Source organism: Bradyrhizobium lablabi (assembly GCF_018129385.1).
Lineage (GTDB): Bacteria > Pseudomonadota > Alphaproteobacteria > Rhizobiales > Xanthobacteraceae > Bradyrhizobium > Bradyrhizobium lablabi_C.
On sequence record NZ_JAFCLN010000015.1, the window covers coordinates 138,051 to 164,680 of the forward strand.

The 26,630-nt window shown below is 63.6% G+C and carries 23 protein-coding genes and 1 pseudogene; 12 read left to right on the plus strand and 12 right to left on the minus strand.

The annotated features are described in order from the left end of the window. Positions 1-550: 550 nt before the first annotated feature. Entirely contained in the window at positions 551-1,513 is a 963-nt protein-coding gene (locus JQ628_RS24825) for an alpha/beta hydrolase (RefSeq protein WP_212226319.1), read from the minus strand. A 338-nt stretch (positions 1,514-1,851) separates the two neighbouring features. Here JQ628_RS24825 and JQ628_RS34985 point away from each other — a divergent pair. Together JQ628_RS34985 and JQ628_RS24835 are read left to right on the plus strand one after the other, a co-directional pair. Next, positions 1,852-2,528, plus strand: a pseudogene (locus JQ628_RS34985) (nitroreductase). 173 nt (positions 2,529-2,701) lie between these two features. Then, a complete protein-coding gene (locus tag JQ628_RS24835; protein WP_212226321.1) occupies positions 2,702-3,388 on the plus strand; it encodes a cyclase family protein in 687 nt (228 codons plus the stop codon). Positions 3,389-3,569: 181 nt separating this feature from the next. Here JQ628_RS24835 and JQ628_RS24840 read toward each other — a convergent pair whose 3' ends face one another. Next, the gene (locus JQ628_RS24840) at positions 3,570-4,670 is read right to left on the minus strand and encodes an LLM class flavin-dependent oxidoreductase (protein WP_212226324.1); all 1,101 of its coding nucleotides are present in this window, start codon (positions 4,668-4,670) and stop codon (positions 3,570-3,572) included. A gap of 222 nt (positions 4,671-4,892) precedes the next feature. Then, positions 4,893-6,005, minus strand: coding sequence for an NADH:flavin oxidoreductase/NADH oxidase (locus tag JQ628_RS24845; protein WP_212226327.1), 1,113 nt, complete (start codon positions 6,003-6,005; stop codon positions 4,893-4,895). Positions 6,006-6,277: 272 nt separating this feature from the next. Between JQ628_RS24845 and JQ628_RS24850 the strand changes: the two genes are divergently transcribed. The 6 genes from JQ628_RS24850 (at position 6,278) to JQ628_RS24875 (ending at position 13,348) form a co-directional block, all read left to right on the plus strand. Continuing rightward, positions 6,278-7,003, plus strand: coding sequence for a thermonuclease family protein (locus JQ628_RS24850; RefSeq protein ID WP_212226331.1), 726 nt, complete (start codon positions 6,278-6,280; stop codon positions 7,001-7,003). Positions 7,004-7,083: 80 nt separating this feature from the next. Further along, positions 7,084-7,914 (plus strand): LssY C-terminal domain-containing protein, encoded by an 831-nt coding sequence (locus JQ628_RS24855; protein WP_212226332.1) that lies wholly within the window; start codon positions 7,084-7,086, stop codon positions 7,912-7,914. 108 nt (positions 7,915-8,022) lie between these two features. Then, positions 8,023-9,207, plus strand: a complete 1,185-nt coding sequence (locus JQ628_RS24860) for a pyridoxal-phosphate-dependent aminotransferase family protein (RefSeq protein ID WP_212226334.1) — start codon at positions 8,023-8,025, stop codon at positions 9,205-9,207. A gap of 148 nt (positions 9,208-9,355) precedes the next feature. Continuing rightward, a complete protein-coding gene (locus JQ628_RS24865) occupies positions 9,356-10,417 on the plus strand; it encodes an ABC transporter ATP-binding protein (protein ID WP_212226335.1) in 1,062 nt (353 codons plus the stop codon). Between the two features lie 17 nt (positions 10,418-10,434). Beyond that, positions 10,435-11,493, plus strand: a complete 1,059-nt coding sequence (locus JQ628_RS24870; RefSeq protein WP_212226336.1) for an ABC transporter substrate-binding protein — start codon at positions 10,435-10,437, stop codon at positions 11,491-11,493. A 133-nt stretch (positions 11,494-11,626) separates the two neighbouring features. Continuing rightward, positions 11,627-13,348: an ABC transporter permease gene (locus JQ628_RS24875; protein ID WP_212226337.1), complete on the plus strand. Its 1,722-nt coding sequence runs from the start codon at positions 11,627-11,629 to the stop codon at positions 13,346-13,348. Here the strand turns inward: JQ628_RS24875 and JQ628_RS24880 are convergent. The 3 genes from JQ628_RS24880 to JQ628_RS24885 are packed head-to-tail and all read right to left on the minus strand — an operon-like array spanning position 13,345 to position 15,887. Continuing rightward, the gene (locus JQ628_RS24880) at positions 13,345-14,253 is read right to left on the minus strand and encodes a hypothetical protein (protein ID WP_349628119.1); all 909 of its coding nucleotides are present in this window, start codon (positions 14,251-14,253) and stop codon (positions 13,345-13,347) included. The two genes, JQ628_RS24875 and JQ628_RS24880, sit on opposite strands and share 4 nt — an antisense overlap. 18 nt (positions 14,254-14,271) lie before the next feature. Next, on the minus strand, positions 14,272-14,451 hold the full coding sequence (locus tag JQ628_RS34880; RefSeq protein ID WP_349628120.1) for a hypothetical protein: 180 nt from the start codon (positions 14,449-14,451) through the stop codon (positions 14,272-14,274). Beyond that, the gene (locus JQ628_RS24885) at positions 14,451-15,887 is read right to left on the minus strand and encodes an MBOAT family O-acyltransferase (RefSeq protein WP_212226342.1); all 1,437 of its coding nucleotides are present in this window, start codon (positions 15,885-15,887) and stop codon (positions 14,451-14,453) included. The genes JQ628_RS34880 and JQ628_RS24885 overlap by 1 nt, the downstream gene beginning before the upstream one ends. A 134-nt stretch (positions 15,888-16,021) precedes the next feature. On the opposite strand from JQ628_RS24885, the gene JQ628_RS24890 reads away from it, so the two are divergent. The 3 genes from JQ628_RS24890 (at position 16,022) to JQ628_RS24900 (ending at position 19,278) form a co-directional block, all read left to right on the plus strand. Continuing rightward, positions 16,022-18,139, plus strand: a complete 2,118-nt coding sequence (locus JQ628_RS24890) for a S9 family peptidase (protein WP_212226354.1) — start codon at positions 16,022-16,024, stop codon at positions 18,137-18,139. 5 nt (positions 18,140-18,144) lie between these two features. Continuing rightward, positions 18,145-18,705 carry a flavin reductase family protein gene (locus JQ628_RS24895; protein WP_212226357.1) on the plus strand — a complete coding sequence of 187 codons (561 nt, stop codon included), beginning with the start codon at positions 18,145-18,147 and terminating at the stop codon, positions 18,703-18,705. 108 nt (positions 18,706-18,813) lie between these two features. Beyond that, positions 18,814-19,278 carry a cupin domain-containing protein gene (locus tag JQ628_RS24900; protein WP_212226360.1) on the plus strand — a complete coding sequence of 155 codons (465 nt, stop codon included), beginning with the start codon at positions 18,814-18,816 and terminating at the stop codon, positions 19,276-19,278. 88 nt (positions 19,279-19,366) lie between these two features. Here the strand turns inward: JQ628_RS24900 and JQ628_RS24905 are convergent, their stop codons facing one another. The 6 genes from JQ628_RS24905 to JQ628_RS24930 form a co-directional block, all read right to left on the minus strand. After that, on the minus strand, positions 19,367-20,464 hold the full coding sequence (locus tag JQ628_RS24905) for an SMP-30/gluconolactonase/LRE family protein (protein ID WP_212226363.1): 1,098 nt from the start codon (positions 20,462-20,464) through the stop codon (positions 19,367-19,369). A gap of 71 nt (positions 20,465-20,535) precedes the next feature. Beyond that, positions 20,536-21,255 carry a ribonuclease activity regulator RraA gene (locus tag JQ628_RS24910; protein ID WP_212226366.1) on the minus strand — a complete coding sequence of 240 codons (720 nt, stop codon included), beginning with the start codon at positions 21,253-21,255 and terminating at the stop codon, positions 20,536-20,538. Between the two features lie 119 nt (positions 21,256-21,374). Continuing rightward, entirely contained in the window at positions 21,375-23,114 is a 1,740-nt protein-coding gene (gene araD, locus JQ628_RS24915) for an L-arabinonate dehydratase (protein ID WP_212226368.1), read from the minus strand. Continuing rightward, entirely contained in the window at positions 23,111-23,971 is an 861-nt protein-coding gene (locus JQ628_RS24920; RefSeq protein WP_212226370.1) for an ABC transporter permease, read from the minus strand. The genes araD and JQ628_RS24920 overlap by 4 nt, the downstream gene beginning before the upstream one ends. A gap of 10 nt (positions 23,972-23,981) precedes the next feature. Next, entirely contained in the window at positions 23,982-24,746 is a 765-nt protein-coding gene (locus JQ628_RS24925; RefSeq protein ID WP_212226372.1) for an ABC transporter ATP-binding protein, read from the minus strand. Between the two features lie 5 nt (positions 24,747-24,751). Beyond that, positions 24,752-25,759, minus strand: a complete 1,008-nt coding sequence (locus JQ628_RS24930) for an ABC transporter substrate-binding protein (RefSeq protein ID WP_433996163.1) — start codon at positions 25,757-25,759, stop codon at positions 24,752-24,754. Positions 25,760-25,872: 113 nt separating this feature from the next. Here JQ628_RS24930 and JQ628_RS24935 point away from each other — a divergent pair, with 113 nt between their 5' ends. Further along, complete coding sequence (locus tag JQ628_RS24935; RefSeq protein WP_212226374.1) at positions 25,873-26,592, plus strand: GntR family transcriptional regulator; 720 nt, start codon at positions 25,873-25,875, stop codon at positions 26,590-26,592. Positions 26,593-26,630 lie beyond the last annotated feature (38 nt).

Genomic DNA, 26,630 nt, shown 5'->3' on the forward strand with positions numbered 1-26,630 from the left:
CGCGCCTTCAATCCGCTGACGACGGTGACGAGAGATAATCACCGCCGGGGAGAGCGCGGTATAAGCCGTAAAGCCATTGCGCAGGGGATGCCGGAATGCCTCCGCTTCACCTGTATGCTCGTGTGCGCCTTCTTGCTTGCGCAACTTGGTACACGAGACCGCGGGTGCAGCGTGCACCCGGCATTCCCTGCTCCCTCTTCATATTGGAGGGACACGGCAGATGCATCACCCCGGGCGGAATGCGCCGCGGGAATGCCTTTACTTGTCATCGTCCGGCTCGACCGGACGATCCAGTATTCCAGAGGCGCTGATGATTGAACCGAGAAGCGGTGTACTGGATACCCCGCATGCGCGGGGTATGACGGCCGTTGCTGTTTGAAAAAGTGGATCGGAATGAATGTCGTCCCGGCCTTGAGCCGGGACCCATACCGCGTTGTGCTCTCGGCTCCAGCAAGGTGGCAGACGCCGGTGCAAGACAATATCCGCCGCGGCGTATGGGTCCCGGGTCAGCGCTCGCGATGCTCGCTTGCCCGGGACGACGGTGGAGAGACTACGCGCCCTTCTCCAGCATCGCCCTGAAATCGGCGCGGGCGCGCTGGGCTTCGGCTTTTGCCGTCTCGGATGCTTCGCCGAGGCCGAAATAGCCGTGAATCAATCCCTCGCCCGGATGATATTTCACCGGCACGCCGGCATTGACCAGTGCGTCGGCATAGGCGGCGCCCTCGTCGCGCAAGGGATCGAACCAGGCGGTGGTGACGACGGCGGGCGCGACGCCGGAAAGATTCTTCGCGCGCAGCGGCGAGGCGCGCCAGTCGGCACCGTGGGCGGTCTCGGCAAGGTAATGGCCGCAGAACCACTGCATGCTCGCGCGGGTCAGAAAATAGCCGTCGGCGTTTTCGGCGCGCGAGGGATATTTTGCGTTCTCGGCGCTGTCGAGGAAGCCGCCGAAGGCGTCGGTGACGGGATAGACGAGGAGCTGCGCGGCGAGCTTGATGCCGGCGTCGCGGCAGGCGATCGCGACGCTTGCTGCAAGATTGCCGCCGGCGCTGTCGCCGGCCACGCCAATGCGGTTCGGATCGCCGCCGAATTCGGCGATGCGCGCGACCACATCGCGCACCGCGGCAAAGGCATCCTCGAACGCGCCGGGAAAGCGCGCCTCGGGCGGCCGGCGGTAATCGACGGAGACCACCACCGCGCCGGTCTCGAGGCTGAGGAATCGCGCCTGGCGGTCATGCGTCTCCAGATCGCCCGCCACCCAGCCGCCGCCATGGAAGAAAATCACCGTCGGCGATGTGCCGCTGCCCATGCGATAGACCCGCGCGGCGAGATCGCCGGCAGCGCCCTTCACCTTGATATCCGCAGCGCTTGCCACCGGCGGCGGCGGCACCGCGGCGCGCGCGGCGGCCAGCGCCCTGAGCTGCTCGCGCGCGCTCTGCGGTGTCATGGTATCGGGGTCGCGCAGCGGCAGCAGCGGAATGATTTGTGCGACGACGGGATCGAGCGGAGCGGGCATCTGATGTCCTCGGGCTTTTCTTGTTATGGAGGCGTGACTGTAAGTTCAGCTTGCCGCGCGGGCAACCTCTCTCCTCCCGTCATTCCGGGGCTCGCGCAGCGAGAGCCCGGAATCCATAACCACAGGCCGCCATTGCTTTAAAGAAAGTCGTTGACCATCTCGCAAAACAATCACCGTCACGGCGTATGGATTCCGGGCCTGCGCCTTCGGCGCATCCCGGAATGACGACCGTGGAAAGGTTCGCTATTGACCCGGGCATCCACGCCTTGGTTAGTAAACGAAAGACACGCACGCCTGCGCAACAAAATCCCGCAGCGAAGAATAACAGGGGCAAGGGAATGGAATTCGAGACACTCGTGCAGACCCGCAAGAGCGTGCGCGGCTTTCGGAAGCAGCACGTCGCCCGCGCGGTGATCGAGGAAATCCTGGAGGTCGCCAAACGCGCGCCGTCGTCGATGAACACCCAGCCCTGGCATGTGCATGTGCTGACCGGCGAGCCGCTGGAAGAGGTGCGCCGCCGCAACATGGAGGAGATGGTCGCCGGCGCCAGGGCCAAGCGCGACATCGTCAGCCATGGCGAATACCAGGGCAAGCATCGCACCCGGCAGGTCGACATCGCCAAAAAACTGTTCGGCGCGATGGGGATCGCGCGCGAGACAAGCCGATGCGGCAGGATTGGGTGCTGCGCGGCTTTCGCCAGTTCGACGCGCCGGTGTCGCTGGTGCTGGCCTATGATCGCGAGCTCGATCCCGGCGCGGTCGTGCATTTCGATCTCGGGGCGCTCTGCTACGGCATCGTGCTCGCCGCCTGGGACCGCGGCCTCGGCAGCGTCATCAACGGCCAGGGCATCATGCGCTCGGACATCGTGCGCGAGGTGGCGAGGATTCCGGAAAGCCAGGTGATCATGACCTGCGTCGCGATGGGCTATCCCGACGACAGCTTTGCCGCGAACACCGTCCGCTCCGACCGCGAAGCCAACGGCGACTTCGTGCGCTATGTGGGGTTTGGGGATTGATCGTCATTCCGGGGCGCCGCAACGCGGCGAGCCCGGAATCCATAACCACAGGCCGTTGTTGTTACGAAGAAAGTCGTTGACCATCTTGCAAGACAACAACCGTCACGGCGTATGGATTCCGGGCCCGCGCCTTCGGCGCGTCCCGGAATGACGAGTGGAGAGAGTGAAAGCCAATGAAAATCGTCGACCTCAGCCGCGAGCTGTACCACGGCTCGCCGACCTATCCCGGCCATCCGCCGATCATCCATGGCGTGTGGAAGACGCACGAGGACTCGTTCCGCGATTCCGGCAACGTGCACGGGCTGTCCTCGATGTTCATCTCGATGCCCGACCATGCCGGCACCCACATCGATGCTTTCAGGCACTTCAACAGGGGCGGCCAGCCGATCAATGAATATCCGCTGGAGAACTGCATCGTGCCGGGCATCTGCATCGACCTTCGCCATATCGCACCGCGCGCCGAGATCACGCCGGATGATCTGGCTGAGGCCGTGAAGCAAAGCGGCCACGCCGTGCCGAAGGGCGGCACCGTGCTGCTCTGCACCGGCCATCACGAGCGCACGTTTCCGCGGAAAGAGTATGCGAGCGAGAATTCCGGCGTGAACGTCGCCGCCACGGAATGGCTGGCGAAGCAAGGCGTCGTGCATTTCGGCATCGACTCGATGCGGCCGGGGCCGGAGGGCAAGGTCAACTCGCTGGTTCACAAGGCCTGCGGCGAGCTCGGCATCACCCACATCGAGAGCCTGTGCAATCTGGAGGCGCTGCTGGGCGAAGGCCCCTTCACCTTCATCGGCCTGCCGATGAAATGGCGCGACGGCACCGGCTCGCCAATCCGCGCCGTGGCGGTGTTCGGGTTGTGAGGAAAGGCGCACTCCTCGTCATGCCCGGGCTTGCCGCCTTCGCCAAGGCTTCGGCGGCCGAGTGAGATCGTGGGCCCGGCGAAGCTTTAGCGGAGACGGGACCCGGGCATCCACGACTTCCCGGCAGGAAAGACGTGGATGGCCGGGTCAAGCCCGGCCATGACGACACTGGAGGGAAGCCCTACGCCGCCTTGCCGAGGCCCGCGTCGAGATGCTTCAGGCGCGGCATCACTTCGTGCCGAAGCAGCGAGAGCGAATGCTCCCAGGCTTCCGGCTTGTGCTTGTAGTCGAAGCCGAACACCAGGAGCGTGCCGAAGCCGCCGACCTCGTGGTAGATGGTCTCGAGCTTCTCGGCCACCGTCGACGGCGAGCCGATCACCCAGTTGCGCTTGGCGCAATAGTCGACGGTGACGTCGGTGTCGGGCACGTCGGGCGTGTGCTTGAGGTAGTCCTTGAAGCCGAAATGGCCGAGCAAGGGGAGGAAATACTCGCCCATCATCCGGCCCATCATGTCGCCGGCCGACAGCCGCCAGGCCTCCTCGTCGGTATCGGCCACGAACACCTCGCGCACCAGCCGCCAGTCGGCGCGGTTCGGCTTGCGGCCGGTCTTGGCCGCGCCGATCTCCACGGACTCCCAGTGGCTGCCGACATAGGCCGGGTTGAGGTTGAGGCTCATCGGAATGAAGCCGCGCTCGCCCGCCAGCTTGAGCGTGTCGGAATTCTTGGAGAGGCCCGCAACGCCGATCGGCGGATGCGGCGCCTGCTTCGGCTTGATGTGGGGCTTGAGGAAATCGAACATCGTGTCCGGCTTGTTCACCGTCCAGTACTTGCCCTGGTAGGTCCAGGGCGCGTCCTCGGTCCACAGCTTCAGGATGATCTCCAGCGCCTCGCGCGTCATGTCGCGGTTCTGGCCGGACATGCCGTCGACATTGAACATCGCCCAGTCGCTCGGCAGGCCGGATGCAGCCACGCCAAAATTCAGGCGGCCATCGGAGAGATGATCAAGCATCGCGACGCGGTTGGCGAGCTCCGCCGGGTGGTGATAGGGCAAGAGGAAGCCGCCGGGGCCGATGCGGATGTTCCTGGTCTCCCGCAATGCCTGCGCCACCAGAAGATCCGGCGAGGGATGCGGCTCCCACGGCGCGGTGTGGTGCTCGCCGATCCAGCACTCCTGATAGCCGAGCTCATCCAGCCACCGCAGCACCTCCAGATCCCAGTCGTGGCCCTCCTTCAGTCCGCACTCCGGCGGATGGGACGGCATCGTGAAGTATCCGATCTCCATGGGGGTTCCTCTCGCTGTTGTCTTGTTCCGGCGCGTCTTATGCGCGCAAGCGTGAGTACCCGCCCCAGGTGCGGCGGAATGATGGCTGTGTGTACTTCGTCATGCCCGGGCTTGTCCCGGGCATCCACGTCTGGGCTGCAAAGGAAGTGCGTGGATGGCCGGGCATGCGCGAGCGGAAGCGACGCCGTCCTTCAGACGGCTATGCCCGGCCATGACGAAAGATTACCGCGTCCCGAAGGTGGTCGCGCCGAACAGCGCCTTTTGCGTCGAGGGCTGCGAGCGCCAGTATTGCGGCGGCGCGGAAACTTCGCCGCCGAGTTCGGCGGCGGCATGCCAGCCCCAGCGCGGGTCGTAGAGCATGCCGCGGGCGAGCGTGATCATGTCGGCCTTGCCGGAGGCGACGATCTCCTCGGCCTGCTTCGCTTCCGTGATCAGGCCGACCGCCATGGTGGTGACGCCGGTGGCCTCCTTCACCGCCTGCGCCAGCGGCACCTGGTAGCCCGGGCCGAGCGGAATCTTTTGCAGCGGCGAAACGCCGCCGGAGGAGACATCGATCCAGTCGACGTCGCGCTTCTGCAATTCCCTCGCATATTCGATGGTCTGCCGGATGTCCCAGCCGCCCTCGACCCAGTCGGTCGCGGAGACGCGGACGCCGACCGGCTTGTCCTTCGGGAAGGCCGCGCGCACCGCATCGAACACTTCGAGCGGATAGCGCATGCGGTTCTCGAGGCTGCCGCCATACTGGTCGGTCCGCCGGTTCGCGATCGGCGACAGGAACTGATGCAGGAGATAGCCGTGCGCGCTGTGCACCTCGAGCGCGTCGATCCCGAGCCGATTCGCGCGCTGCGCGGCGGCGACGAAGGCGTCCTTGATGCGCTTGAGGCCAGCCGCATCAAGCGCCCGCGGCGGGACTTCGCTCTCCTTGTGCGGCACCGCGGACGGCCCTTCCGGCAGCCAGCCGCCCTCGGAAATCGGGATCAACTGTCCGCCTTCCCACGGCCGCTGGCTCGATGCCTTGCGGCCGGCATGGGCAAGCTGCATCGCGACCGCGGCCTTCGAGTTCTTGCGCACGGAGGCAAGGATCGGCTTGAGCGCCGCCTCGTTGGCGTCGCTGTAGAGGCCGAGGCAGCCCGGCGTGATGCGGCCGATGGCCTCGACATGGGTGGCCTCGATGCAGAACATCGCGGCGCCCGACAGCGCCAGCGAGTTGATATGCGTAAAGTGCCAGTCGGTGGCCGAGCCGTCCTCGGCCGAATACTGGCACATCGGCGAGACCATGATGCGATTGGGCAATTTCAGGCCGCGCAGCTCGATCGGGGAAAACAGGGCGCTCATGCTGGGGATTTCCGGCGGGAGGAAGGGCAACATCATATGTAACGAGCCATGCCCTGCCCCTCAACCTGCCGCCGCCGCAACCCTCCCCCGACGCCTGCCCCACCCGGCCTGTGCAACCCCGGTCCGCCCAGCCCCGGTCTGCTCAAGGCCGAAACACAGCTGTGGTCATCGCGTTAAGTTGAAAGCCGACTTGTGGGCCGGGCGCTGGCCCGCCGGCCGGTTTGCCAGCACACTCGCGTGATCAACGTCCACGATTCTTGCCGGGATTGCCGATGACGTCGAAGCACCTTGCCTTTGTCCTTTTCCTGCTGTTGCTGCCGGCACCAGCCGCCGCCGACATTACCGGCGTTCCAAAAATCCGCGAGGCAGACCAGATTACGATCGGCAACACGCGGATCCGGCTTGGCGGGATCGACGCGCCGTCGGTGGACCAGCTCTGCCTCAACACCAAGGGCGAGCGCTGGACCTGCGGCGTTGCGGCGCGCGACGAACTGATCAAGCATTCCGGCGGCAGGAGCTGGACCTGCCGGGCCCGCGCGGTCGACCGCCGCGGCCGCACTGTGGCGCGCTGCGATGTCGACGGCGAGGACATCCAGAAATGGCTGGTGTCGAACGGCTGGGCGGTGGCTTACGTGCGGCTCTCCAGGGACTATGAGGCGGACGAAAAGGCTGCGCGGGAAGCGAAGGCCGGCATGTGGCAGGGCGCGTTCATCGCGCCATGGGACTGGCGCATCCGCAACAAGAAGACCCACATCCTCGGGGCGACCAAGCCGCCGGAGAGCGCCAAGGCGATCCTGCTGGCGTCGGCGTCCGGCCCGGTCGCGCCCTCGCCCGACTGCACCATCAAGGGTAACGTCAACCGTTCCGGCGAGTGCATCTTCCACCAGCCGACCAGCCGCTGGTACGCCAAGATCGAGATGAAGATCAGCAAGGGCACGCGCTGGTTTTGCTCGGTCGAAGAGGCCGAGGCCGCCGGCTGCCGCGAGACCAGGCGATGATCCCTTACTGTCGTCCCGGCCTCCGCCGGGACGACGAGATGATGTGCTAGGCTTACCGCGATAGCCGAGAGCGCATTGCCATGACTGACATTCCAGCGGATGAACCATCGCGCAAGCGCCGGCGCTGGCGGCATGCGGCCAAGCTCGCGCTGGTGTTTCTGATCGCCTACGGCGCACTCGCCTATTTGCTCCTGCCGGCGCTCTGGACCCATCACGAGCATCAAAAGGGTCTTGCCAGCCTGCCGATGGTGACGCGCACCGGGCAGGGCATTCCCGGCGATCCCATCAATGTCGGGCTGATCGGCGACCAGAAGGACGTGGTGTGTTCGATGCACGCCGCGGGGTGGTTTCCGGCCGATCCGATCACGCTGAAATCCTCGATCGAGATCGTCGGCAGCGTGCTGCTCGACCGGCCCTACAAGGATGCGCCGGTCAGTAATCTCTATTACCTCGACCGCCGCGAGGACCTTGCCTTCGAAAAGCCAGTCGGCCGAAGCGCCGACCGCCGCAATCACGTGCGGTTCTGGAAGGTGCTGGACGAAGGACAGGAGAAGCGCCCGGTGTGGCTTGGTGCGGCGACGATGGATCGCGGCGTCGGCGTGAGCCACTACACCGGCGCCATCACCCACCATATCGATGCCGACATCGACCGCGAGCGCAAGACGCTGACCGACGATCTTGAGTCAGCCGGCATGGTGACTGCAAAGTATCAGGTCACCGGCATCGGGCCGACCTTGGCGGGCCGCAATGGCGGCGGCGACCTCTACTACACCGACGGCGAGGTATGGATTTTGCGGCTGGTCGAGGCCTGCCGCAAAAACACAGCGCCGGTGGACATCCTTCCCAGCCCGCTGGCGACCGAAATCAAGGACGAAATCTGGCAACAGATTGCATCAACCATCCGGAATTAGACCGCTCGAAATCGTTACAATTCTGCATGAATGCACCGCCCAAGAGCCCTTTGAAATTGCGCCCCGCCATGCCAGCATGGCGGCAAATCCAGACAAGGGAAACCGACAATGACCGTTCGCGCGGGCCGGGAATTTCTGGCCATCCCCGGACCCACCACGATGCCCGACGAGGTGCTACAGGCCATGCACCGCCCGGCGCTCGATATTTATTCGAAAGAGATGGTGGAACTGACGGAAAGCCTGCTCGCCGATCTCAGCAAATTGTTCGCCACCAAGGGCCAGTCCTACATCCACATCGCCAATGGCCACGGCGCCTGGGAAAGCACGCTAAGCAACGTGCTGTCGCGCGGCGACAAGGTGCTGGTGCTGGAAAGCGGCCGCTTTGCGATCGGTTGGGGCCAGGCAGCGGCCGCGATGGGCGCCGAGGTCGAGGTGCTGAAGGGCGACTGGCGCCGCGCGATCCGGCTCACTGATGTAGAGGAGCGGCTGCGGCAGGATAAGGAGCACAAGATCAAGGCGATCCTTGCCGTGCAGGTCGACACCGCATCAGGCGCGTATAACGATATCGAGGCGATCGGCAAGGCGATCAAGGCGAGCGGCCATCCCGCGCTGTTCATGGTCGACACCGTAGCTTCGCTGGGCTGCATGCCGTTCGAGATGGATGCCTGGGGTGTCGATGTCGCTATGTCGGGCTCGCAAAAGGGCCTGATGACGCCGCCCGGCCTTGGCTTCGTCGCGGCCAACGACCGCGCCCGCGAGGTGCACAAGAAGGCCGGCCTGCGCACGCCCTATTGGGACTGGAGCGAGCGCGAAGGCAGCGAGCACTATCGCAAATATGCCGGCACCGCGCCGGTGCATCTGTTGTTCGCGCTGCGCCGGGCAATCGACATGCTGCACGAGGAAGGGCTTGAAAACGCATTCCAGCGCCACCGCCTGCTGGGCGAGGCTGTGCGCCGCGCGGTTTCGGTCTGGGCCGAGGGGCAGGTGATCGGCTTCAACATCGCCGAGCCGCAGGAACGCTCCAACACGGTCACGACCGTCCTGATGAACGGTCACGATCCCGTCGCGCTGCACCGCTATTGCAAGGAAAAATGCGGCGTGGTGCTCGGCGTCGGCATCGGCGAACTGCACGGCCAGGCCTTTCGCATCGCGCATATGGGTCATGTCAACGCGCCGATGATCCTCGGCACGCTCGGCGTGGTCGAGGTCGCACTGAACGCGCTCGATATTCCACACGGCAAGGGCGGAACCGAGGCAGCGATCGAATGGCTTGGTGAAAGTGTGAGCGCCTGAGAGGCTTTTCGAGGCCGCGATTTTAGTGCTTCGGTCTCTCGTTTGACGCGTTTTCTTCACGCGAACCGGTACCCACTTCGCTCGAAAACGCTATAACCATGCCAGACGCGAGCACAGACTCGCGCAGGAAGCTACCGGGAGGCATTGATTGGCGTCCGTTGATTTGCGCGGCCTGACCAAGCGATTTGGATCGCAGGCTGTCGTCGATGATGTCTCCTTGCGGATCGACCACGGGCAGCTCGTCTGCCTGCTGGGTCCGTCCGGTTGCGGCAAGACCACGACGCTGCGGCTGATCGCCGGTTTCCTCGAACCGTCGGAAGGCGAAATCCACGTCGGCGATCGCCTCGTTTCCTCAAAGACGCGCACGCTGCCGCCCGAGCAGCGCAACATGTCGATGATCTTCCAGAGCTACGCGCTGTGGCCTCACATGACGGTGACCGAAAACATCGTCTATGGCCTGCGCCTGCGGAAGGTGAACCGTGACACCATCGCAAAAAAGCTGGCGGCGATCCTCGCCACGACAAAGCTCGAGCCGCTGGCGCAGCGTTATCCAGGCGAGCTGTCCGGGGGACAGCAGCAGCGCGTGGCGCTGGCGCGCGCGCTGATCGTCGAGCCCGAGACGCTCTTGCTGGACGAGCCGCTGTCGAACCTCGACGCGAATTTGCGCGAGGAGATGCGGTTCGAAATCCGCCGGCTGCATGACGAATACCGCTACACCACAGTTTACGTCACCCACGACCAGTCCGAGGCGATGACGACGGCCGACCTGATCGCCGTGATGAACGGCGGCAAGATCGATCAGCTCGGCACGCCCGAAGACATCTACGCCCGGCCGCAATCGGAATTCGTCGCCCGCTTCATCGGCGCCAGCAATGTGATCAGGGGCACCGCCCGCGATGCCGATCACATCTCCTTCGCTGGCGCGACCCTACAGGTGACCGGCGCAAAGCTCGTACCCGGCCGCGAGGCCGCGGTAGCGATCCGCCAGCATGACATCCAGCTTTCGACGCATGCGCCGATGTCGCGCGGCAATGCGATCAAGGCCACCGTGACGCGCCAGGTCTATCTCGGCGCCAGCCGCGACTATGTGGTTGAAACCGCCGACGGCACCGCGCTGCGCGTCGTGACGCCGACGGGCACCGCAGTGAACAAGGGCGCCGAGGTCTGGCTTTATTTGCCTCCCGACCGCTGCCGGGCGCTCAGCCGATAAGAGAAGCGGAGGATGCCATGAGCATTTCAAGACGCGATCTTCTCAAGGGCTCCACCGCGCTGGCGCTCGGCACCGTGTTCGCCTCCCCTGCCCGCGCCGAGGCGCCGCCGCCGACGGCGATCACCCCGGCGCTGATCGACGCTGCGAAGAAAGAAGGCAAGCTGATCTTCTATTCGTCGATGGACCTGCCGGTCGGCGAAAAGCTCGGCAAGGCGTTCGAGGCCGCTTATCCCGGCATCAGCATCCAGATCGAGCGCTCCGGCTCCGAGCGGCTGTTCCAGCGCGTCGACCAGGAGTTTGCCAGCAATATCCGAGCGGCCGACGTGATCAACAGCTCGGATGCCTCGCATTTCATTTCCTGGAAGAAGAAGGATTGGCTGGCGCCGTTCGTGCCGGAGGACGTCGCAAAGTATTTTCCAGAAGGTTATCGCGACCCCGACGGCATGCTTGCTGTGACCCGAATCTATCTGTCGTCGATCGCCTACAACACCAATCTGGTGAAGCCCGAAGACGCGCCAAAAAGCTTTGCCGACCTGCTCGATTCGAAATGGGCGGGCAAGATGGTGAAGGGACATCCGGCCTATAGCGGCACCATCATGACCGCGACGTTCCAGATGGTACGCGCGTTGGGGTGGGAATATTTCGAAAAACTGGCCAGGCAGCGCGTGATGCAGGTGCAATCCTCGACCGATCCGCCGAAAAAACTATCGCTCGGCGAGCGCGCCATCATGGCCGACGGCAACGAATATGGAATCGTGCTGCTGAAGGAGGCCGGACAGCCGGTGGAGCCGGTCTATCCGGCCGAGGGCACGCCGACGATTTCCGGTCCGACCGGCATCTTCGCCAGCGCGCCGCATCCCAACGCTGCGCGGCTGTTCCAGGCCTGGCTGCACACGCGCGAGACCCAGCAATTCTTCATCGACTTCACCGCGCAGTATTCGGTGCATGCACAGGTGCAGTCGAAGCCGGGACGGCGAAAGATTTCCGACATCAAGCTGATGAAGGAGGATGCGGCAGGCGTTGAGGCGATGGCGGAAGAGATCAAGACGCGCTATGCGCGGCTGTTTCGGGTGTGAATTCTCGACCCTCATGGTGAGGAGGCGCGTAGCGCCGCCTCGAACCATGAGGCCACAACGGGGCCTTCATCCTTCGAGACGCGGCGAAGATGCCGCTCCTCAGGATGAGGGGAAACATATGGTTTGCGGATAAATGACCGTTACCGGCACGATCGAAAGCACAAGGGCGAAGGTGGACCCGACAAAGCCGGTGCTGTGGCTGGTCGCGGCGTGCCTCGTTGTCCTGATCCTGCTGCCGCTGGGCTGGCTCGCGCTCTATGCCTTCACCGACAAGGCGCGCAATCCGACGCTACAGAATTTCATCACCCTGTTCACCGATCGCGACTTCCTCGATCCGCTGCTGACCACGGCGATCATCGCCACGACATCCGCCATCGCCTGCTGCATCGTCGCCGCTCCCATCAGTTGGCTGGTGTCGCGGACCGATCTGCCGGGCCGGCAGATCATCCGCGCGCTGGTGACGGCGTCGTTCGTGACGCCGCCGTTCCTCGGCGCGGTGGCATGGGAGCTGCTGGCGGCGCCGAACAGCGGCCTGCTCAACAAGCTCTATCGCTACCTCACCGGCGCCGAATCGGATGCCTATCTCTTCAATATCTACTCGCTCACCGGCGTCATCTTCGTCATCTCCTGCTACACTTTTCCGTTTGTGTTCGTGCTGGTCGCCAACGCGCTCGACAACATGCCGGGCGAACTGGAGGATGCTTCCGCCATCCTCGGCGGCAAGGCCTGGACCACGGCGCGGCGCGTCACCATTCCATTAGCGCTGCCAGCGCTGGTGGCCGGCGCGCTGATCGCGTTCCTACAGGCAATGACGCTGTTCGGCTCGCCCGCGATCCTGGCGCTGCCGGCCGGCTTCCACACCATGACGACGAAAATCTGGAGCCTGTTCCAGTATCCGCCAAAGCTCGAGCTCGCCGCCGCGGCTGCGGTCCCGCTGCTGCTGCTCACGATCTTGCTGCTACAGGCCCAGAAGACGATCTTGGGCCGCCGCGGCTTTTCCGTGGTCGGCGGCAAATATGGCGCGCCGCGCCGGGTCGAGATGAAGGGATGGCGCTGGGCGGCGCTGGCGTTTTGCCTCGTGATCCTGCTGAACCCGGTGTTTCTGCCCTACTTCGCGCTGTTCAACGCCGCGTTCTCGCCGAACGCTACCACGCTGGTGACGCCGGCGACCTTCACGCTGCACAACATCGTCTTCGTGTTCACTGAACTGTCGTCGACAAAGCTCGCGCTGAAGAACACCGTGATTCTGGGCACGGCGACCGCCACGGTCGGCACGATCCTCGCGCTCGTCATCGCCTATGTCACGACGCGCCGCGTCATCACCGGATCGCGCGTGCTCGGCTTCCTCGCGACCGCGCCCGTCGCGGTGCCCGGCATCGTGCTCGGCGTCGGCCTGTTCCTGAGCTACACCCGGCCGCCCTTCGTGCTGTACGGCACGCTGTGGATCCTGCTGATCGCCTTCCTGACCATCAACCTGCCTTCCGCCTATCAGCAATTGCAGGCGGCATTTGCGACCATTCACCCCGAACTGGAGGACGCTAGCCGCATCCTCGGCGCGACGCGGCTCCAGTCGCTGTGGAGGATCACCGCGCCCCTGCTGCGCACCGGCGTGATCGCAACCTGGTGCTTCATCTTCATCGGCGTAATGCGCGAGCTCTCGGCCGCCATCATCCTGTTCACCTCGCAGACCAAGGTGCTCTCCGTCCTGATCTACGACCTCAACGAAAGCGGCGACCTCGCCGCGATCGCGGTGCTGGGCATTGCGATGCTGGTGATCACCTTCACGGTGGTGTTGGCGGTCAACCGCATCCCGATGTTCGGCGGCAGCGCCGGCGCGCGCCTCCGCAACAGCTAGGGCTCGAGCCGGTACGCCTCGACCTGCGCCTTCAATTGCTCCAGTGAAGCCAGTGGCGCCTTGGGATCGACGACGTATTGCCGCTCGGCCAGCCACGACAGGATTTTCAGGTCGACCGCCGGCGAGTGATGAACGACGTCGCCGTAATTGCCGAGATCGTGGGTGATTTCCCTGACCGCACGGAAATCATGCAGCCGCACATTTGGAAACTGAAGCAACCTCGAAGCGACATGGGCGGAGAACGCATACGCAGTCTCCAGCGTAGCCGGAGACGCATCGCGCATCGCGACGAATTGCAGGACGGAATAGGGCGGGAAGTAGATATCGAATGTGACACCGGGATACTTCGCGATCAAACCGATCGCATCCCGCTCAAAGCACCGGACCATCGCCTGGTAATCATAGCCGTCCCCGATCGATCCACTACGCGCGGGATCGATGGCGCGCCGGAAGGCGGCAATCGCGTTCTGCCTGTTATAGAAGCCCGCGACATCGAAATCCGGTCGCAGCGCATTGATGTCATCGACGCGGGGGATCGAGAATTTGAAGACGAGCCCCGTGGTCAGCCGCGCAACCAGCGGCTCCAGCGGCGGCACCGACCGGGCTAGGATCCACAGCGACTCCCGCGCCATGGCGCCGCTGAAAAGATAGCCGGCAATGCCGGCGAGGTTTCGGCGATAGAGATCGGCCGGAAGGTAGATGTCCTTGTCGATCCCCGGTCCATCACGAAAGATCCAGTCGTCCATCTGCCAGATCACGCGCTTCGGGTGGCGTTCCATCGCCGCAGCCAGCACGAAGTTTTGTTCGACCGAGTTCGAGCCATTCATCGACAGCTTCAGCGACCGCACGCCCAGCGCCCTGTCGATGTCGCTCTGCCGGAAATGGATTCCGAGCGAGGTGCCCATGAACACCGTATCGAACGGCTAGCTGCGGATCAGGCCTGCGTCCTGCATGCGGCTGTCCGACGAGTACATCGCCGCGAACAGCCGCGCAGGTCGGAAAAGCTGTAAGGGATCGACGGTGAAATTGAGCAACGCCGCCGACAATATAATGGCCGCGGTAGCGACAAGGAGCCGGATGACGTTGCGTGCGGCGATGCTCATCAGAACCTGAAATAGATGAATTCGCTGTGCTGCTGGATTCCGAGGATGCCGAACGCCAGCACGGCAGCGCCTGCATAGAGGAACAGGGGCCGCATCCTCGCTCCGTCGAGATGTTCGCCGACCCGCCGATTCTGGTGATCGTAGCCCATGATTTGCTGCGTATTCGGCGCAAACCACGCGATCACGGCATAGCCGGCAATGAACAGCGCGTACACAATTTCAGCGCGTCCGAATGCAACGACGGTGGGGTCGGCCATCTTCGACAACACGCTAAGGGCCGCCTGCATGTTGTCGGCGCGGAAGAACACCCAGGCGATGACCACGGCGAGAAAGGTCAGGATGAACGAAGCCACATTGGCAGCGCGCTGGTATCGCGGCGCGACCGCGGGCCCAAATCTGTTCCAGGCGTGATTGACGCAGAGATAGCCGCCATGCAGCGCGCCCCACACCACAAATGTCCAGGCGGCGCCGTGCCAGAGGCCGCCGAGCAGCATGGTGATCATCAGATTGACATAGCGCAGTGCCGGGCCGCGGCGGTTGCCGCCGAGCGGAATGTAGAGATAGTCGCGCAGGAATTGCGACAACGTCATGTGCCAGCGCCGCCAGAAGTCGATGATCGAGATCGCCTTGTAAGGCGAGTTGAAATTGAGCGGCAGGAAGATGCCGAACATCAGCGACATGCCGATCGCCATGTCGGAATAGCCGGAGAAATCGAAATAGAGCTGGAAGGTATAGGCCAGCACGCCGATCCACGCCTGGTCGAAAGTCGGCGTAGCAGGGCCAAAGGCTTGCGCAACCAGCGGCTGGATGCCGTCGGCGAGGCAGGTCTTCTTGAACAGGCCGATGGCAAAGATGATCAGGCCGCAGAGGATCAGGTGGGCATGCGGCTGCTTGGATTCTTCCCGTTCGAACTGCGGGATCATGTCCTTGTGGTGGAGAATCGGTCCGGCGATCAGGTGGGGAAAGTAGGTGACGAACAGGGCGTAGTGAGGCACCGCGTAGCGCGCGACGTTGCCCCTGTAGGCATCCACCAGGAACGCGATCTGCGTAAAGGTATAGAAGGAAATGCCGACCGGCAGCAGGATATCGATCACAAGATGCGTGGCGAACAGCGCATTGATGTTGGCGGCGAAGAAGCCGGCATATTTGAAGATGCCGAGCAGCAGGAGATCGCCGGCGACGCCCGCCGTCAGCGCAGCGAAGCGCGCGCGCGAGAACAGCTTTTTCGCGATCAGCAGATAGCCGACAAAATAATTGAAGGCGATCGAGCCCGCGAGCAGCGCCACAAACTGCCAGTTGCTGACGGAGTAGAACACGAAAGAGGCCAGCGCCAGCCAGACCACGGGGGCCAGATTGCTGCGCCGCCCCAGCCAGAAATAGCCGGCCAGCACGACCGGCAGGAACAGGAAGATGAATTGGTAGGAATTGAAGAGCATCAGGCCCGATCTTGCGGAGGCGGCCAAGCCTAAGCATACCGACAATCCCCGCGCAACGGCGCCCCGCGGCTGGTAATCCCAGCGTTTGCACCGATATAACGGTGAGTATTCGCAGGACCGAAACGAGGAATTACGTGACGCTAGCCAGAAAAGCCGCGAAATCGCAGGCAGCCCCTATCGCGCCGCGCCGGGCGCATTCCTTCACGACCCACGGCATCACCGTGACGGACGACTATGCCTGGCTGAAAGACGCCAAATGGCAGGAGGTGCTGCGCGACCCGTCGATCCTCGATGCCGACATCCGGAAATATCTGGAAGCGGAGAACGACTATACCGAGAGCCTGCTCGGCCACACGGATGCCCTCCAGAAAAAGCTGGTCGCAGAGATGCGCGGGCGGATCAAGGAGGACGATTCCTCCGTGCCCTCGCCCGACGGTCCCTACGCCTATTTACGAAAATTTCGCGAGGGCGGGCAGCATGAGCTGTTCGGCCGCATGCCGCGCGAAGGCGGCGAGGTTGATATCGTGCTCGACGGCGATGCGCTCGCCGCCGACCATAAATACTTCAAGTTCGGCGGCAGCCGGCACTCGCCTGACCACAAGCTGCACGCCTGGAGCGCCGACACAAAGGGTTCGGAATATTTTTCGATCCGCGTGCGCGACTGGGCGACGGGCAAGGATCTCGACGACCTCGTCGAGGAGACCGACGGCGCGGCCGTCTGGAGCAAGGACGGCAAGAGTTTTTTCTACGTCAAGCTCGACGACAATCACCGGCCAATGCAGGTGTGGCGGCATCGGCTCGGTACCAAACAGGCCGACGACATCCTGGTCTATGAGGAGCAGGATTCCGGCTGGTTCACCCATCTGCACGAGAGCTCATCCGGCCGGTACTGCGTGATCGCCGGCGGCGATCACGAGACGTCCGAGCAGCGGCTGATCGACCTCGCCAATCCCGATGCAGCGCCGCGGCTGGTCGCCGCGCGCCAGGAAGGCGTGCAGTATGGGGTCAACGACCGCGGCGAGCAGCTCTACATTCTCACCAACGCCGACGGCGCGATCGATTTCAAGATCGCCACAGCGCCGCTCGCCTCACCTGAGCGCGCCAACTGGCGCGATCTCATTCCGCATCGCGAGGGCATCTACGTGCTCGATGTCGAGCTCTATGCCGGGCACATGGTGCGGCTGGAGCGCGCCAATGCACTGCCGGCGATCGTGATCCGCGACCTCGACAGCGGCGAGGAGCACGCAATCGCCTTCGATGAAGCCGCCTATTCGCTCGACACCATGGGCGGCTACGAATTCGAAACGACGAATCTGCGCTTCTCCTATTCCTCGATGACGACACCGTCGGAAGTCTACGACTACGATATGGCGAAGCGGACGCGCGTCTTGCGCAAGCGCCAGGAAATTCCGTCCGGACATAACCCGGCCGATTACGTCACCACCCGCATCATGTCGACCTCGCATGACGGGGCGCTGGTGCCGGTGTCGATCCTGCACCGCAAGGACTTTGTCCTCGATGGAAGCGCGCCGCTGCTGCTGTACGGCTACGGCTCCTACGGCATGGCGATGCCGGCTTCATTCAACACCAACCGCCTGTCGCTGGTCGACCGCGGCTTTGTCTATGCGATTGCGCATATCCGCGGCGGCGCCGACAAGGGCTGGGGCTGGTATCTCGACGGCAAGCGCGAGAAGAAGACCAACAGCTTTGACGATTTCCCGGCCGCCGGCCGCGCGCTGTGTGATGCAAAATACACCAGTGCGAAGCAGATCGTCGGCCATGGCGGCAGCGCCGGCGGCATGCTGATGGGCGCGGTCGCCAACCGCGCCGGCGAACTGTTCGCCGGCATCGTCGCGGAGGTGCCGTTCGTCGACGTGCTCAACACCATGCTCGACGACAGCCTGCCGCTGACGCCGCCGGAATGGCCGGAATGGGGCAATCCGATCGAAAGCGAGAAGGACTTTCGCACCATCCTGTCCTATTCGCCCTATGACAATGTTGCGGCCAGGGACTATCCGGCGATCCTCGCGATGGGCGGCCTCACCGACCCGCGCGTCACCTATTGGGAGCCGGCCAAATGGATCGCACGGCTGCGCGCGACCATGACCGGCGGCGGCCCGGTGCTGCTGCGCACCAACATGGGCGCCGGCCATGGCGGCGCCTCCGGCCGCTTCAACCGGCTGGACGAGATCGCGATCGTCTATGCGTTTGCACTGTGGGCGGTGGGATTGGCGGACAAGGCGGAGGTGTAGGCAGCATGCGGCGGTACAGGAAGCAGGATTTTCCCACTCACAATGTCCGCCGCTTCCTCGAGCCGGGACCGATCGTGCTGGTCAGCTCCGCGCACAAGGACCAGACCAATATCATGACCATGGGCTGGCACATGGTGCTGGAGTTTTCGCCTGCCCTGATCGGCTGCCTGATCTCGGGCGGAAACCACAGCTTTGATCTGATCCGCGACAGCAAGCAATGCGTCGTCAACATCCCGACCGTCGATATCGCCGAAACGGTCGTGAAGATCGGCAACACCTCGGGGCGCTACATCGACAAGTTTGCCGAGTTCGGCCTCACGCCAAAGCCCGGCACCCATGTCCGCGCGCCGCTGATCGACGAATGCTACGCCAGTTTCGAGTGCACGCTGGCCGATGCGGGCTGGGTGAACAAATACAACATGTTCGTGTTCGAGGTGGTGAAGGCGCATGTCGCGACTTCGCCGAAGGTGCCGAAAACGATCCACTATCGCGGCGATGGCGAATTCATGATCTCCGGCGAGGAGACAGCGAGATTTCGCAAGCTGTTCAGGCCGGGAATGTTGTGAGTTCACGGCGAGCGTTGCGCCTGCCCGGTAACGGCATTGTCAGCGGGTTGATATTGCGCAGCAATGATCGCCTCCCGAAATGGTGGACGGGGCGCGAAGGAATAAGCCATGAACAGAAGCATCTGCGTGGCAGCCGCGCTGCTGATACTGGCGACTCCGCTGTCGGCAAATGCCGATGCGGTCAAAGCCGACGCGACTAGCGCGGTTAAAGTGAGCCCGCTGCTCACCACCACCGTCACCACGAGCGGCCAGCCAATCGTGCTGCCGCAAGGCAACGTCCAGCTTATCACCTCGATCTACGAAGTTCCGCCCGGCGCGAAGTTGCCCGAACACGAGCATAACTCGCAGCGCTATGGCTATGTGCTGTCCGGCAGGTTGCGGATCACCAATACCGAGACGGGCAAGAGCGATGAATTCAAGCCCGGCGATTTCATCGTGGAGTCGCGCGGACAGTGGCACAAGGCCGAGAATATCGGCGCCGAGCCGGTCAAGCTGCTCGTGATCGATCAGGTCAAGCCCGGCGAAAAGACCACCGTGCTGCGGCAGACGAACGCCTCGGCAGGCCGCAATTAGGGCGCACCGCTCGCTTGCGGGAGAGGCGCTTTCGTAGCCCGGAATTATTTAGATCCATCCGGGCTACGTTCTTCAAGGTCCAGCGCCATCACACCGCGCCGTGCGACTCCACATACAGCGCGTACACGGAATGACATGCCGTCATGTAGACGCGGTTGTTCTTCGGCCCGCCGAAGCAGAGATTGGCGCAGCGCTCCGGCAGGCGAATGAACGCAAGCGGCTTGCCCTCGGGATTGAACACCATCACGCCGTCCAGATCTTCCGACTTGCCCCTGAGCTGAAATACCTTGCGGTTGCCGACCTCGGTCGGCTCGCTTTGCAGCGCGCCATTGCTGCCCCAGCCGCACCACAGATTGCCGTCGCGATCGACACGGAAACCATCGAGCGCGCCCTGGTCGGCGGCATCGATGATCTTGGTCCGGCTGCCGAGCGTGCCGTCGGCGTTGACGTCGTAACCCCAGATGCTGCGGTTGGGCGTGCCCTTCCACTCGACGACGTAGAGCTTCTTCTCGTCCGGCGAGAAGGCAAGGCCGTTGGGATTGACGATGTCCGTGATGACGGCAGTGAGCTTGCCATCCTTCGACAGGCGATAGACGTTGGTGGTCGCCTGCTCCGGCTTTTCCTTCTTGCCTTCCCACTCGCCATTGATGCCGAACAGCGGATCGGTGAACCAGATCGAGTCGTCGGATTTCATGACGATGTCGTTCGGCGCATTCAGCCGCTTGCCCTCGAACTTGTCGGCCAGCACCGTGACCTTGCCGTCCTTCTCGGTGCGGGTAATGCGTCGGGTGACCGAGTGCTCGCAGGTGACGAGGCGGCCCTGACGGTCGCGCGCGTTGCCGTTGGCATAGTTCGCCGGATTGCGGAACACCGTGGTCTGGCCGGTCTTCTCGTCGAACTTCATGATCCGGTTGTTGGGGATGTCGGAGAACAGCAGGTAACCGCCTTCCGGGAAATACACCGGCCCTTCGGCCCAGCGAAAGCCGGTCGCGACCTGCTCCAGCGTGCTGGAATAGATCCGGTATTTTGCAAAGCCCGGGTCGAGAATCTGAACCGCCGGATCGGGATAGCGCTGGTTCGGCGTGAACGGGAAGGACTGCGCGGCAGCGGAACGAGAAGCAAGTGCCGTGGCCGTGGCCGCAGCGGCCCCGGTGCCGGCAAGCAGATGGCGTCGTGTGATGCTCATGGTCGTTCTCCCTGGGTTTTACGATGCACGCCGGCTCTGTCGGCCGGCTGTGTTTGTTGTCGCGGCAGGCGCTATCGTCCGTTTGCCTTTCGCCAAGCCGCGAAATCGGTCAGCGTCTTTTCATCCGTCGCCGGATACAGTCCGAAAATGCCGCGGCCCCTCTGGACTTCCTCGGTGACGAAATCCTCGAACGCCGTCATTTCGAATGTTTCGTCTGCGATCTCGTCGGCGAGATGCGCGGGAATCACGATCACGCCGTCGGCATCGCCGAGGATGACGTCGCCGGGGAACACCGGCGCGTCGCCGCAGCCGATCGGCACGTTGATCTCGATCGCCTGATGCAGCGTCAGATTGGTCGGCGCGCTCGGGCGGTGGTGGTAGGCAGGAAAGCCGAGTTTTGCGATCTCGGCCGAATCGCGAAAGCCGCCGTCGGTGACGACGCCGGCGCAGCCGCGCTTCATCAGCCGCGTCACCAGAATGGCGCCGGCGGAAGCGGCGCGGGCGTCCTTGCGGCTGTCCATGACAAGCACCGCGCCGGGCGGGCAATCCTCGATCGCCTTGCGCTGGGGATGCGAGCGGTCGCGGAACACGTCGATCTTGTTGAGGTCCTCGCGCGCCGGCATGTAGCGCAGCGTGAAGGCTTCGCCAACCAGCGTCGGCTGGTCGGGACTGAGCGGACGGACGTCCTGAATCATCTGGATGCGGAGGCCGCGCTTGAACAGCGCGGTTGCGACGGTAGCGGTGGAGATGCTCTTGAGTTTGTTACGGGTGGCGTCGCTTAGTTTGCTCATGTTCATCCATCCTCTTGTCGTCATTCCGGGGCGATGCGCGAGCATCGAACTATGGGGCGCACTTGCGCCCCTGAGAATCTCGAGATTCCGGGTTCGCTTCGCGCCCCGGAACGACAGCGCTAATAAATCGACGGCTCGCCGACTGGCGCGCCGAAGCCTGTTTCAAGGAAATCGAAGTCGCAGCCCTCGTTGGCCTGCTTGATGTGCTTCGAGAACATCCAGCCATAGCCGCGCTCGAAGCGGCGCTCGGGCTGCTTCCACTCGGCGCGGCGTTTTGCGAGTTCCGCTTCCGGCACTTCAAGATTGATGGTGCGCGCGGCGACGTCGAGCGTGATCTTGTCGCCATTCCGCACCAGCGCGAGCGGGCCGCCGATATAGGATTCCGGCGAGACATGCAGGATGCAGGCGCCGTAGCTGGTGCCGCTCATGCGCGCGTCCGACAGGCGTACCATGTCGCGCACGCCCTGCTTCACGAGTTTTGTCGGAATCGGCAGCATGCCCCATTCCGGCATGCCTGGCCCGCCCTGCGGCCCTGCATTGCGCAGGATCAGCACATGATCGGCAGTGACATCGAGGTTGGGATCATCGACCGCCTTCTTCATCGAGGGATAATCGTCGAATACCAGCGCCGTGCCGGTGTGCTTGAGAAAGCGCGGTTCGCAAGCGCTCGGCTTGATGACACAGCCATCGGGCGCGAGGTTGCCCTTCAGCACCGCCAATGCGCCTTCCTTGTAGATCGGATTCTCGACGGTGCGGATGACGTCGTCATTATAGACTTCGGCGCCCGCGATGTTCTCCCCGAGCGTCTTGCCGGTCACGGTCACGCAATCGAGATGCAGATGATCCCTGATGCGGCTCATCAAACCCGGCAGACCGCCGGCGTAGAAGAAGTCCTCCATCAGATAGGTGTCGCCGCTGGGCCGCACGTTGGCGATCACGGGCACCTTGCGGCTCGCCTTCTCGAAATCATCTAGGCCGATGTCCTGGCCGGCGCGGCGGGCCTGCGCGATCAGATGGATGATCGCATTGGTCGAGCAGCCCATCGCCATCGCCACCGTGATGGCGTTCTCGAACGCCTTGCGGGTCTGGATTTTTTGTGGCGTGAGATCTTCCCATACCATCTCGACGATGCGGCGGCCGCATTCGGAAGCCATGCGAATGTGACCCGCATCCGCAGCGGGGATCGACGATGCGCCGGGCAAGGTCATGCCGATCGATTCCGCGATCGCCGTCATGGTCGAGGCCGTGCCCATGGTCATGCAGGTGCCGTAGCTGCGGGCGATACCGGCCTCGACATCGACCCAGTCCTTGTCGGAAATTTTTCCGGCGCGCCGCTCGTCCCAATACTTCCAGGCATCCGAGCCCGAACCGAGCGTCTTGCCTTTCCAGTTGCCGCGCAGCATCGGGCCGGCCGGCAGATAGATGGTGGGGATGTTCATGCTGGTGGCGCCGAGCAGCAGGCCCGGCGTGGTCTTGTCGCAGCCGCCCATCAGCACCGTGCCGTCGACGGGGTGGCCGCGCAGCAATTCCTCGGCATCCATCGCCAGCAGATTGCGATAGAGCATGGTGGTCGGCTTCTGTAGCGATTCCGACAACGACAGCGCCGGCAGTTCCACTGGAAAGCCGCCGGCCATGAAGATGCCGCGCTTGACGTCGTCGACCCGGCTCTTGAAATGCATGTGGCAGGGCTGCACATCCGACCAGGTGTTGAGGATCGCGATAACGGGACGACCCTTCCACTCCTCCGGCGCGTAGCCCATCTGCATCGCGCGCGAGCGGTGGCCGAAAGCACGCAGATCGTCGGGCGCGAACCAGCGGGCGCTGCGGAGCTGATCGGGGGTCTTCTTTCTTGTTGTCATGTTTGTGTGCCCCATTTCTGGACCGTGTTGCGCTCGATGGTGCGGAAGATCAGGTTTTCGACCACGAGGCCGATCACGATGACAGTCAATAGCCCGGCGAACACGGCCGGAATATCCAGGAGATTTCGGTTCTCGAAGATGAACCAGCCGAGCCCGCCCTGCCCTGAGGAGACGCCGAACACGAGCTCGGCCGCGATCAGCGTGCGCCAGGCGAACGCCCAGCCGATCTTCAGGCCGGTGAGGATCGGGCCGAACGCGGCGGGAATTAATATGCGCGCGACATAGGGCAAGCCGCGCAGGCCGTAATTGCGGCCGACCATGCGCAGCGTGTTGGACACGCTCTTGAAGCCGGAATGTGTGTTGAGCGCCACCGGCCACAGCACCGAATGCACCAGCACGAAGACGAGGCTGCCATTGCCGAGTCCGAACCAGATCAGCGCCAGCGGCAACAGCGCGATCGCCGGCAAGGGAGCGAACATCGCCGTAACAGTTTCGAGGAAATCGGTACCGATGCGGGTCGAGATGGCGAGGATGGTGAAGATAGCAGCCAGCACTATGCCGACCACATACCCCATGAACAGCACCTTTAGCGAAGCCCAGGCCCGCAACGGAATGGTGCCGTCTTTGATCCGCTCGTACATGGAGATGACGGTGTCATGGAATGACGGGAACAGCAGCGGATTGTCGAGCAGGACGCCATAAATCTCCCAAGCTGCGGCCAGGAGAATCACAATCACGGTCTTGCGGACAAAGCCGTCATTCCACAGCAATTCGGCGACGCCGAGCTTGCGCTCGACATCGGCAGGCGCGGCTGCCGCGGACGAAGCGTCGCGCAACAGGATTCTTGCTTCGCCCATCGCGTCCTCCCTAGCGCGCCGTCGCGTTGGCCGCGAACAGCAGATCGTGAATCTGCTTTTCGAGCTTTGCGGCACTGCCATCTTCGGCGGAGACCCGGTCGACATCGACGATCTCGGCTTTCACCCGGCCGGGATGCGGCGACAGCAGCAGAATGCGGTTGCCGATCTTGATGGCTTCGGCGATCGAGTGGGTCACGAACAGCACGGTGAATTTGGTTTCCGACCAGAGCTGCAGCAATTCGTCCTGGCAGGTGCGGCGGGTCAGCGCATCGAGCGCGGCGAACGGTTCGTCCATCAGCAGAATGTCCGGCTCCATCGCCATGCCGCGGGCGATCGCCACGCGCTGCTTCATGCCGCCGGACAGCGTGTGCGGATAGCTGTCGACCACGCGGGTGAGGCCGACCTTCTCGATATAGGCGCGGGCGCGCGGCTCGGCCTCCTTGCGCGGCAGTTTGCGCGCCATCAGCAGCGGAAACATCACGTTTTCCAGCACCGTCTTCCACGGCAATAGCTGGTCGAATTCCTGGAAGATCATCATCCGGTCGGCGCCGGGCTCGCTGATCTCGCGGCCGTTGATCCGCATCGTGCCTTCGCTCGGCTTCATGTAGCCGCCGACCGCCTTCAGCAAGGTCGACTTGCCGCAACCGGAGGGTCCGAGCAGCACAAAGCGGTCGGAACGGTCGACGCTGAAATCGACCCGCTCCGTCGCGGTGACGACCGCGCTTGAAGTCTTGTAGCGCAGCGTCACGCCGCTGACGTCGAGAAGCGCCGCCATCTGGGCTAGTTGCCCTTCAGATCGTGCGCGACCGGCAGGTAATAGTCGGTCCAGGCCTTCGGCATGCTCTTCAGGGTGCCGACCTTGTGCAGATGGGCGGCGAATTTCATCGTGCCCTGCGGCTGCAGGTTCCACTCCATCATGCCGGGCTCTTTCAGCCATGCCAGCAGATCCTCGGCGCTAGTCTTGTCGCCGGTGATTTCCTTGTAGATCTCGACTGCCGTCCTGGTGTCGCTGCGGATCAGATCCTGCGCTTCCTTGGTGGCGTCGCGCACGGCCTGAATGATCTTTGGATTGGCGTCGGCAAATTTCGTGGTGGTGAAGAATTGCGCCTGGCTCAGCGGCCCGCCCATCACGTCGGGCGAGCGCAGCACGACATGGGCGCCGGGCACGTTCTTCAGTTCGAGGAAGGTGAAGGGCGGAATCGCAAAATGATTGCGAACCTCGTGCTGCGAATTGCTCATTGCCACATAGGCATCGGGATGGCCGAGTTGCACGGTGTTGGCGTCGAGCTTCGACCATTGATCGGCGCCGAACAGTTCGGCGGCCGCGATCTGTAGCACGATCGCCTGCGTGGAGACCTTGACGGTCGGCACCGCGATCTTGTCGCTCGGACCAATATCCTTCAGCGACTTGATGTTGGCATCGCGGCTGATCAGCGTCATCGGCTGCGCCGAAGTGGCGACGATGCCCTTGACGCCGCCGCGGGTGCGATCCCACAGCAGCAGCAGATTGCCGGTGCCGGTGTTGAGAATATCGACGCCGCCCGCCAGCAGCGCATCGGTCTGCGCGCCGCCGCCGCTGAGCGTGAGCCATTTGGTGGTGATCCCGGGCACGCCGAGCGAGGCGGCATGCTTTTCGATCAGCTTGTTCTTCTCCATGATGTGGGACGGCATGTAGAAGATGCCGGGCTGTCGCGAGAGCAGGATTTCGCTCTTTTGCTGGGCCGACGCCGGCGAGGCCGCTCCAAGTGCGGCAACTGCCGCGATGGCGGCCGCACAGGCCCGCCACATCATCCTGATCATCACGCTTTCCTCCCGGCTGGACGTCGTTTGACGATTGGTTGGAGATGCACTAATATATTAGTGCATTTGAGGCAAGCCTCTTCGGGCATACCGGGCATTCGATGGGTTCACCTGAAATCGTCACGCGCCGCACGGCCCCGCGTTCCACCGAACGGCTCGATCGCGACCGGCAGGCCGCGCCGCAGGTGTTCGACCGGCTGCGCGGCATGATCATCTCGCTCGAGCTGCCGCCAGGATCGGCGCTGTCGCGCGCTGCACTTGCCGAGCAGTTCGGGATCAGCTCGACGCCGGTCCGTGACGCCTTGATGAAGCTCGACGAGGAAGGCCTGGTCGAAGTATTCCCGCAATACGCCACCGTCGTGAGCCGCGTCGACGTGCGCCGCGCTCAGCAAGCCCATTTCCTGCGGCAGGCGCTGGAGTTGGAAATCGTGCGCGGCCTTGCCATCCAGCATGACGCGGCGCTGCTCGCCGAGCTCAACGCCACGATCGCGCGGCAGCAACAGTTCGCCAGGGCCGGCGACTTCGAAAAGTTCATGGCCGCGGACAACGAATTCCATACGCGGCTTTATGAAGCCGCCGACAAGCAGGACCTCTGGACGCTGGTACGCAGCCGCAGCGGCCATATCGACCGGCTGCGCCGCCTGCATCTGCCTTCGGCCGGCAAGGCACAGGATATCGTCCGCCATCACAAGCTGATCGCGAAGGCGATCGCCGACGGCAAGCCCGACGAGGCGCAGGAGCATCTGCGCACCCATCTGTCCGGGACACTCAGCGAAGTCGCCCGGATACGCGCGCGATACCCGGAATATCTCAGCGATTGAAGCCGCGGACCAGATGGTTGCGGCTTGTCTTGAGGCCG

What these genes read in the sequence shown, in the direction of transcription:
- JQ628_RS24910 (WP_212226366.1), bottom strand. Translation starts at nt 21,255, where the DNA reads ATGAGCAAACTAAGCGACGCCACCCGTAACAAACTCAAGAGCATCTCC.
- JQ628_RS24855 (WP_212226332.1), top strand. Translation starts at nt 7,084, where the DNA reads ATGACTGACATTCCAGCGGATGAACCATCGCGCAAGCGCCGGCGCTGG.
- JQ628_RS24875 (WP_212226337.1), top strand. Translation starts at nt 11,627, where the DNA reads ATGACCGTTACCGGCACGATCGAAAGCACAAGGGCGAAGGTGGACCCG.
- JQ628_RS24825 (WP_212226319.1), bottom strand. Translation starts at nt 1,513, where the DNA reads ATGCCCGCTCCGCTCGATCCCGTCGTCGCACAAATCATTCCGCTGCTG.
- JQ628_RS24860 (WP_212226334.1), top strand. Translation starts at nt 8,023, where the DNA reads ATGACCGTTCGCGCGGGCCGGGAATTTCTGGCCATCCCCGGACCCACC.
- JQ628_RS24840 (WP_212226324.1), bottom strand. Translation starts at nt 4,670, where the DNA reads ATGGAGATCGGATACTTCACGATGCCGTCCCATCCGCCGGAGTGCGGA.
- JQ628_RS24885 (WP_212226342.1), bottom strand. Translation starts at nt 15,887, where the DNA reads ATGCTCTTCAATTCCTACCAATTCATCTTCCTGTTCCTGCCGGTCGTG.
- JQ628_RS24845 (WP_212226327.1), bottom strand. Translation starts at nt 6,005, where the DNA reads ATGAGCGCCCTGTTTTCCCCGATCGAGCTGCGCGGCCTGAAATTGCCC.
- JQ628_RS24905 (WP_212226363.1), bottom strand. Translation starts at nt 20,464, where the DNA reads ATGAGCATCACACGACGCCATCTGCTTGCCGGCACCGGGGCCGCTGCG.
- JQ628_RS24850 (WP_212226331.1), top strand. Translation starts at nt 6,278, where the DNA reads ATGACGTCGAAGCACCTTGCCTTTGTCCTTTTCCTGCTGTTGCTGCCG.
- JQ628_RS24870 (WP_212226336.1), top strand. Translation starts at nt 10,435, where the DNA reads ATGAGCATTTCAAGACGCGATCTTCTCAAGGGCTCCACCGCGCTGGCG.
- JQ628_RS24935 (WP_212226374.1), top strand. Translation starts at nt 25,873, where the DNA reads ATGGGTTCACCTGAAATCGTCACGCGCCGCACGGCCCCGCGTTCCACC.
- JQ628_RS24900 (WP_212226360.1), top strand. Translation starts at nt 18,814, where the DNA reads ATGAACAGAAGCATCTGCGTGGCAGCCGCGCTGCTGATACTGGCGACT.
- JQ628_RS24835 (WP_212226321.1), top strand. Translation starts at nt 2,702, where the DNA reads ATGAAAATCGTCGACCTCAGCCGCGAGCTGTACCACGGCTCGCCGACC.
- JQ628_RS24930 (WP_433996163.1), bottom strand. Translation starts at nt 25,759, where the DNA reads ATGTGGCGGGCCTGTGCGGCCGCCATCGCGGCAGTTGCCGCACTTGGA.
- JQ628_RS24880 (WP_349628119.1), bottom strand. Translation starts at nt 14,253, where the DNA reads ATGGGCACCTCGCTCGGAATCCATTTCCGGCAGAGCGACATCGACAGG.
- JQ628_RS24925 (WP_212226372.1), bottom strand. Translation starts at nt 24,746, where the DNA reads ATGGCGGCGCTTCTCGACGTCAGCGGCGTGACGCTGCGCTACAAGACT.
- JQ628_RS34880 (WP_349628120.1), bottom strand. Translation starts at nt 14,451, where the DNA reads ATGAGCATCGCCGCACGCAACGTCATCCGGCTCCTTGTCGCTACCGCG.
- JQ628_RS24895 (WP_212226357.1), top strand. Translation starts at nt 18,145, where the DNA reads ATGCGGCGGTACAGGAAGCAGGATTTTCCCACTCACAATGTCCGCCGC.
- araD (WP_212226368.1), bottom strand. Translation starts at nt 23,114, where the DNA reads ATGACAACAAGAAAGAAGACCCCCGATCAGCTCCGCAGCGCCCGCTGG.
- JQ628_RS24920 (WP_212226370.1), bottom strand. Translation starts at nt 23,971, where the DNA reads ATGGGCGAAGCAAGAATCCTGTTGCGCGACGCTTCGTCCGCGGCAGCC.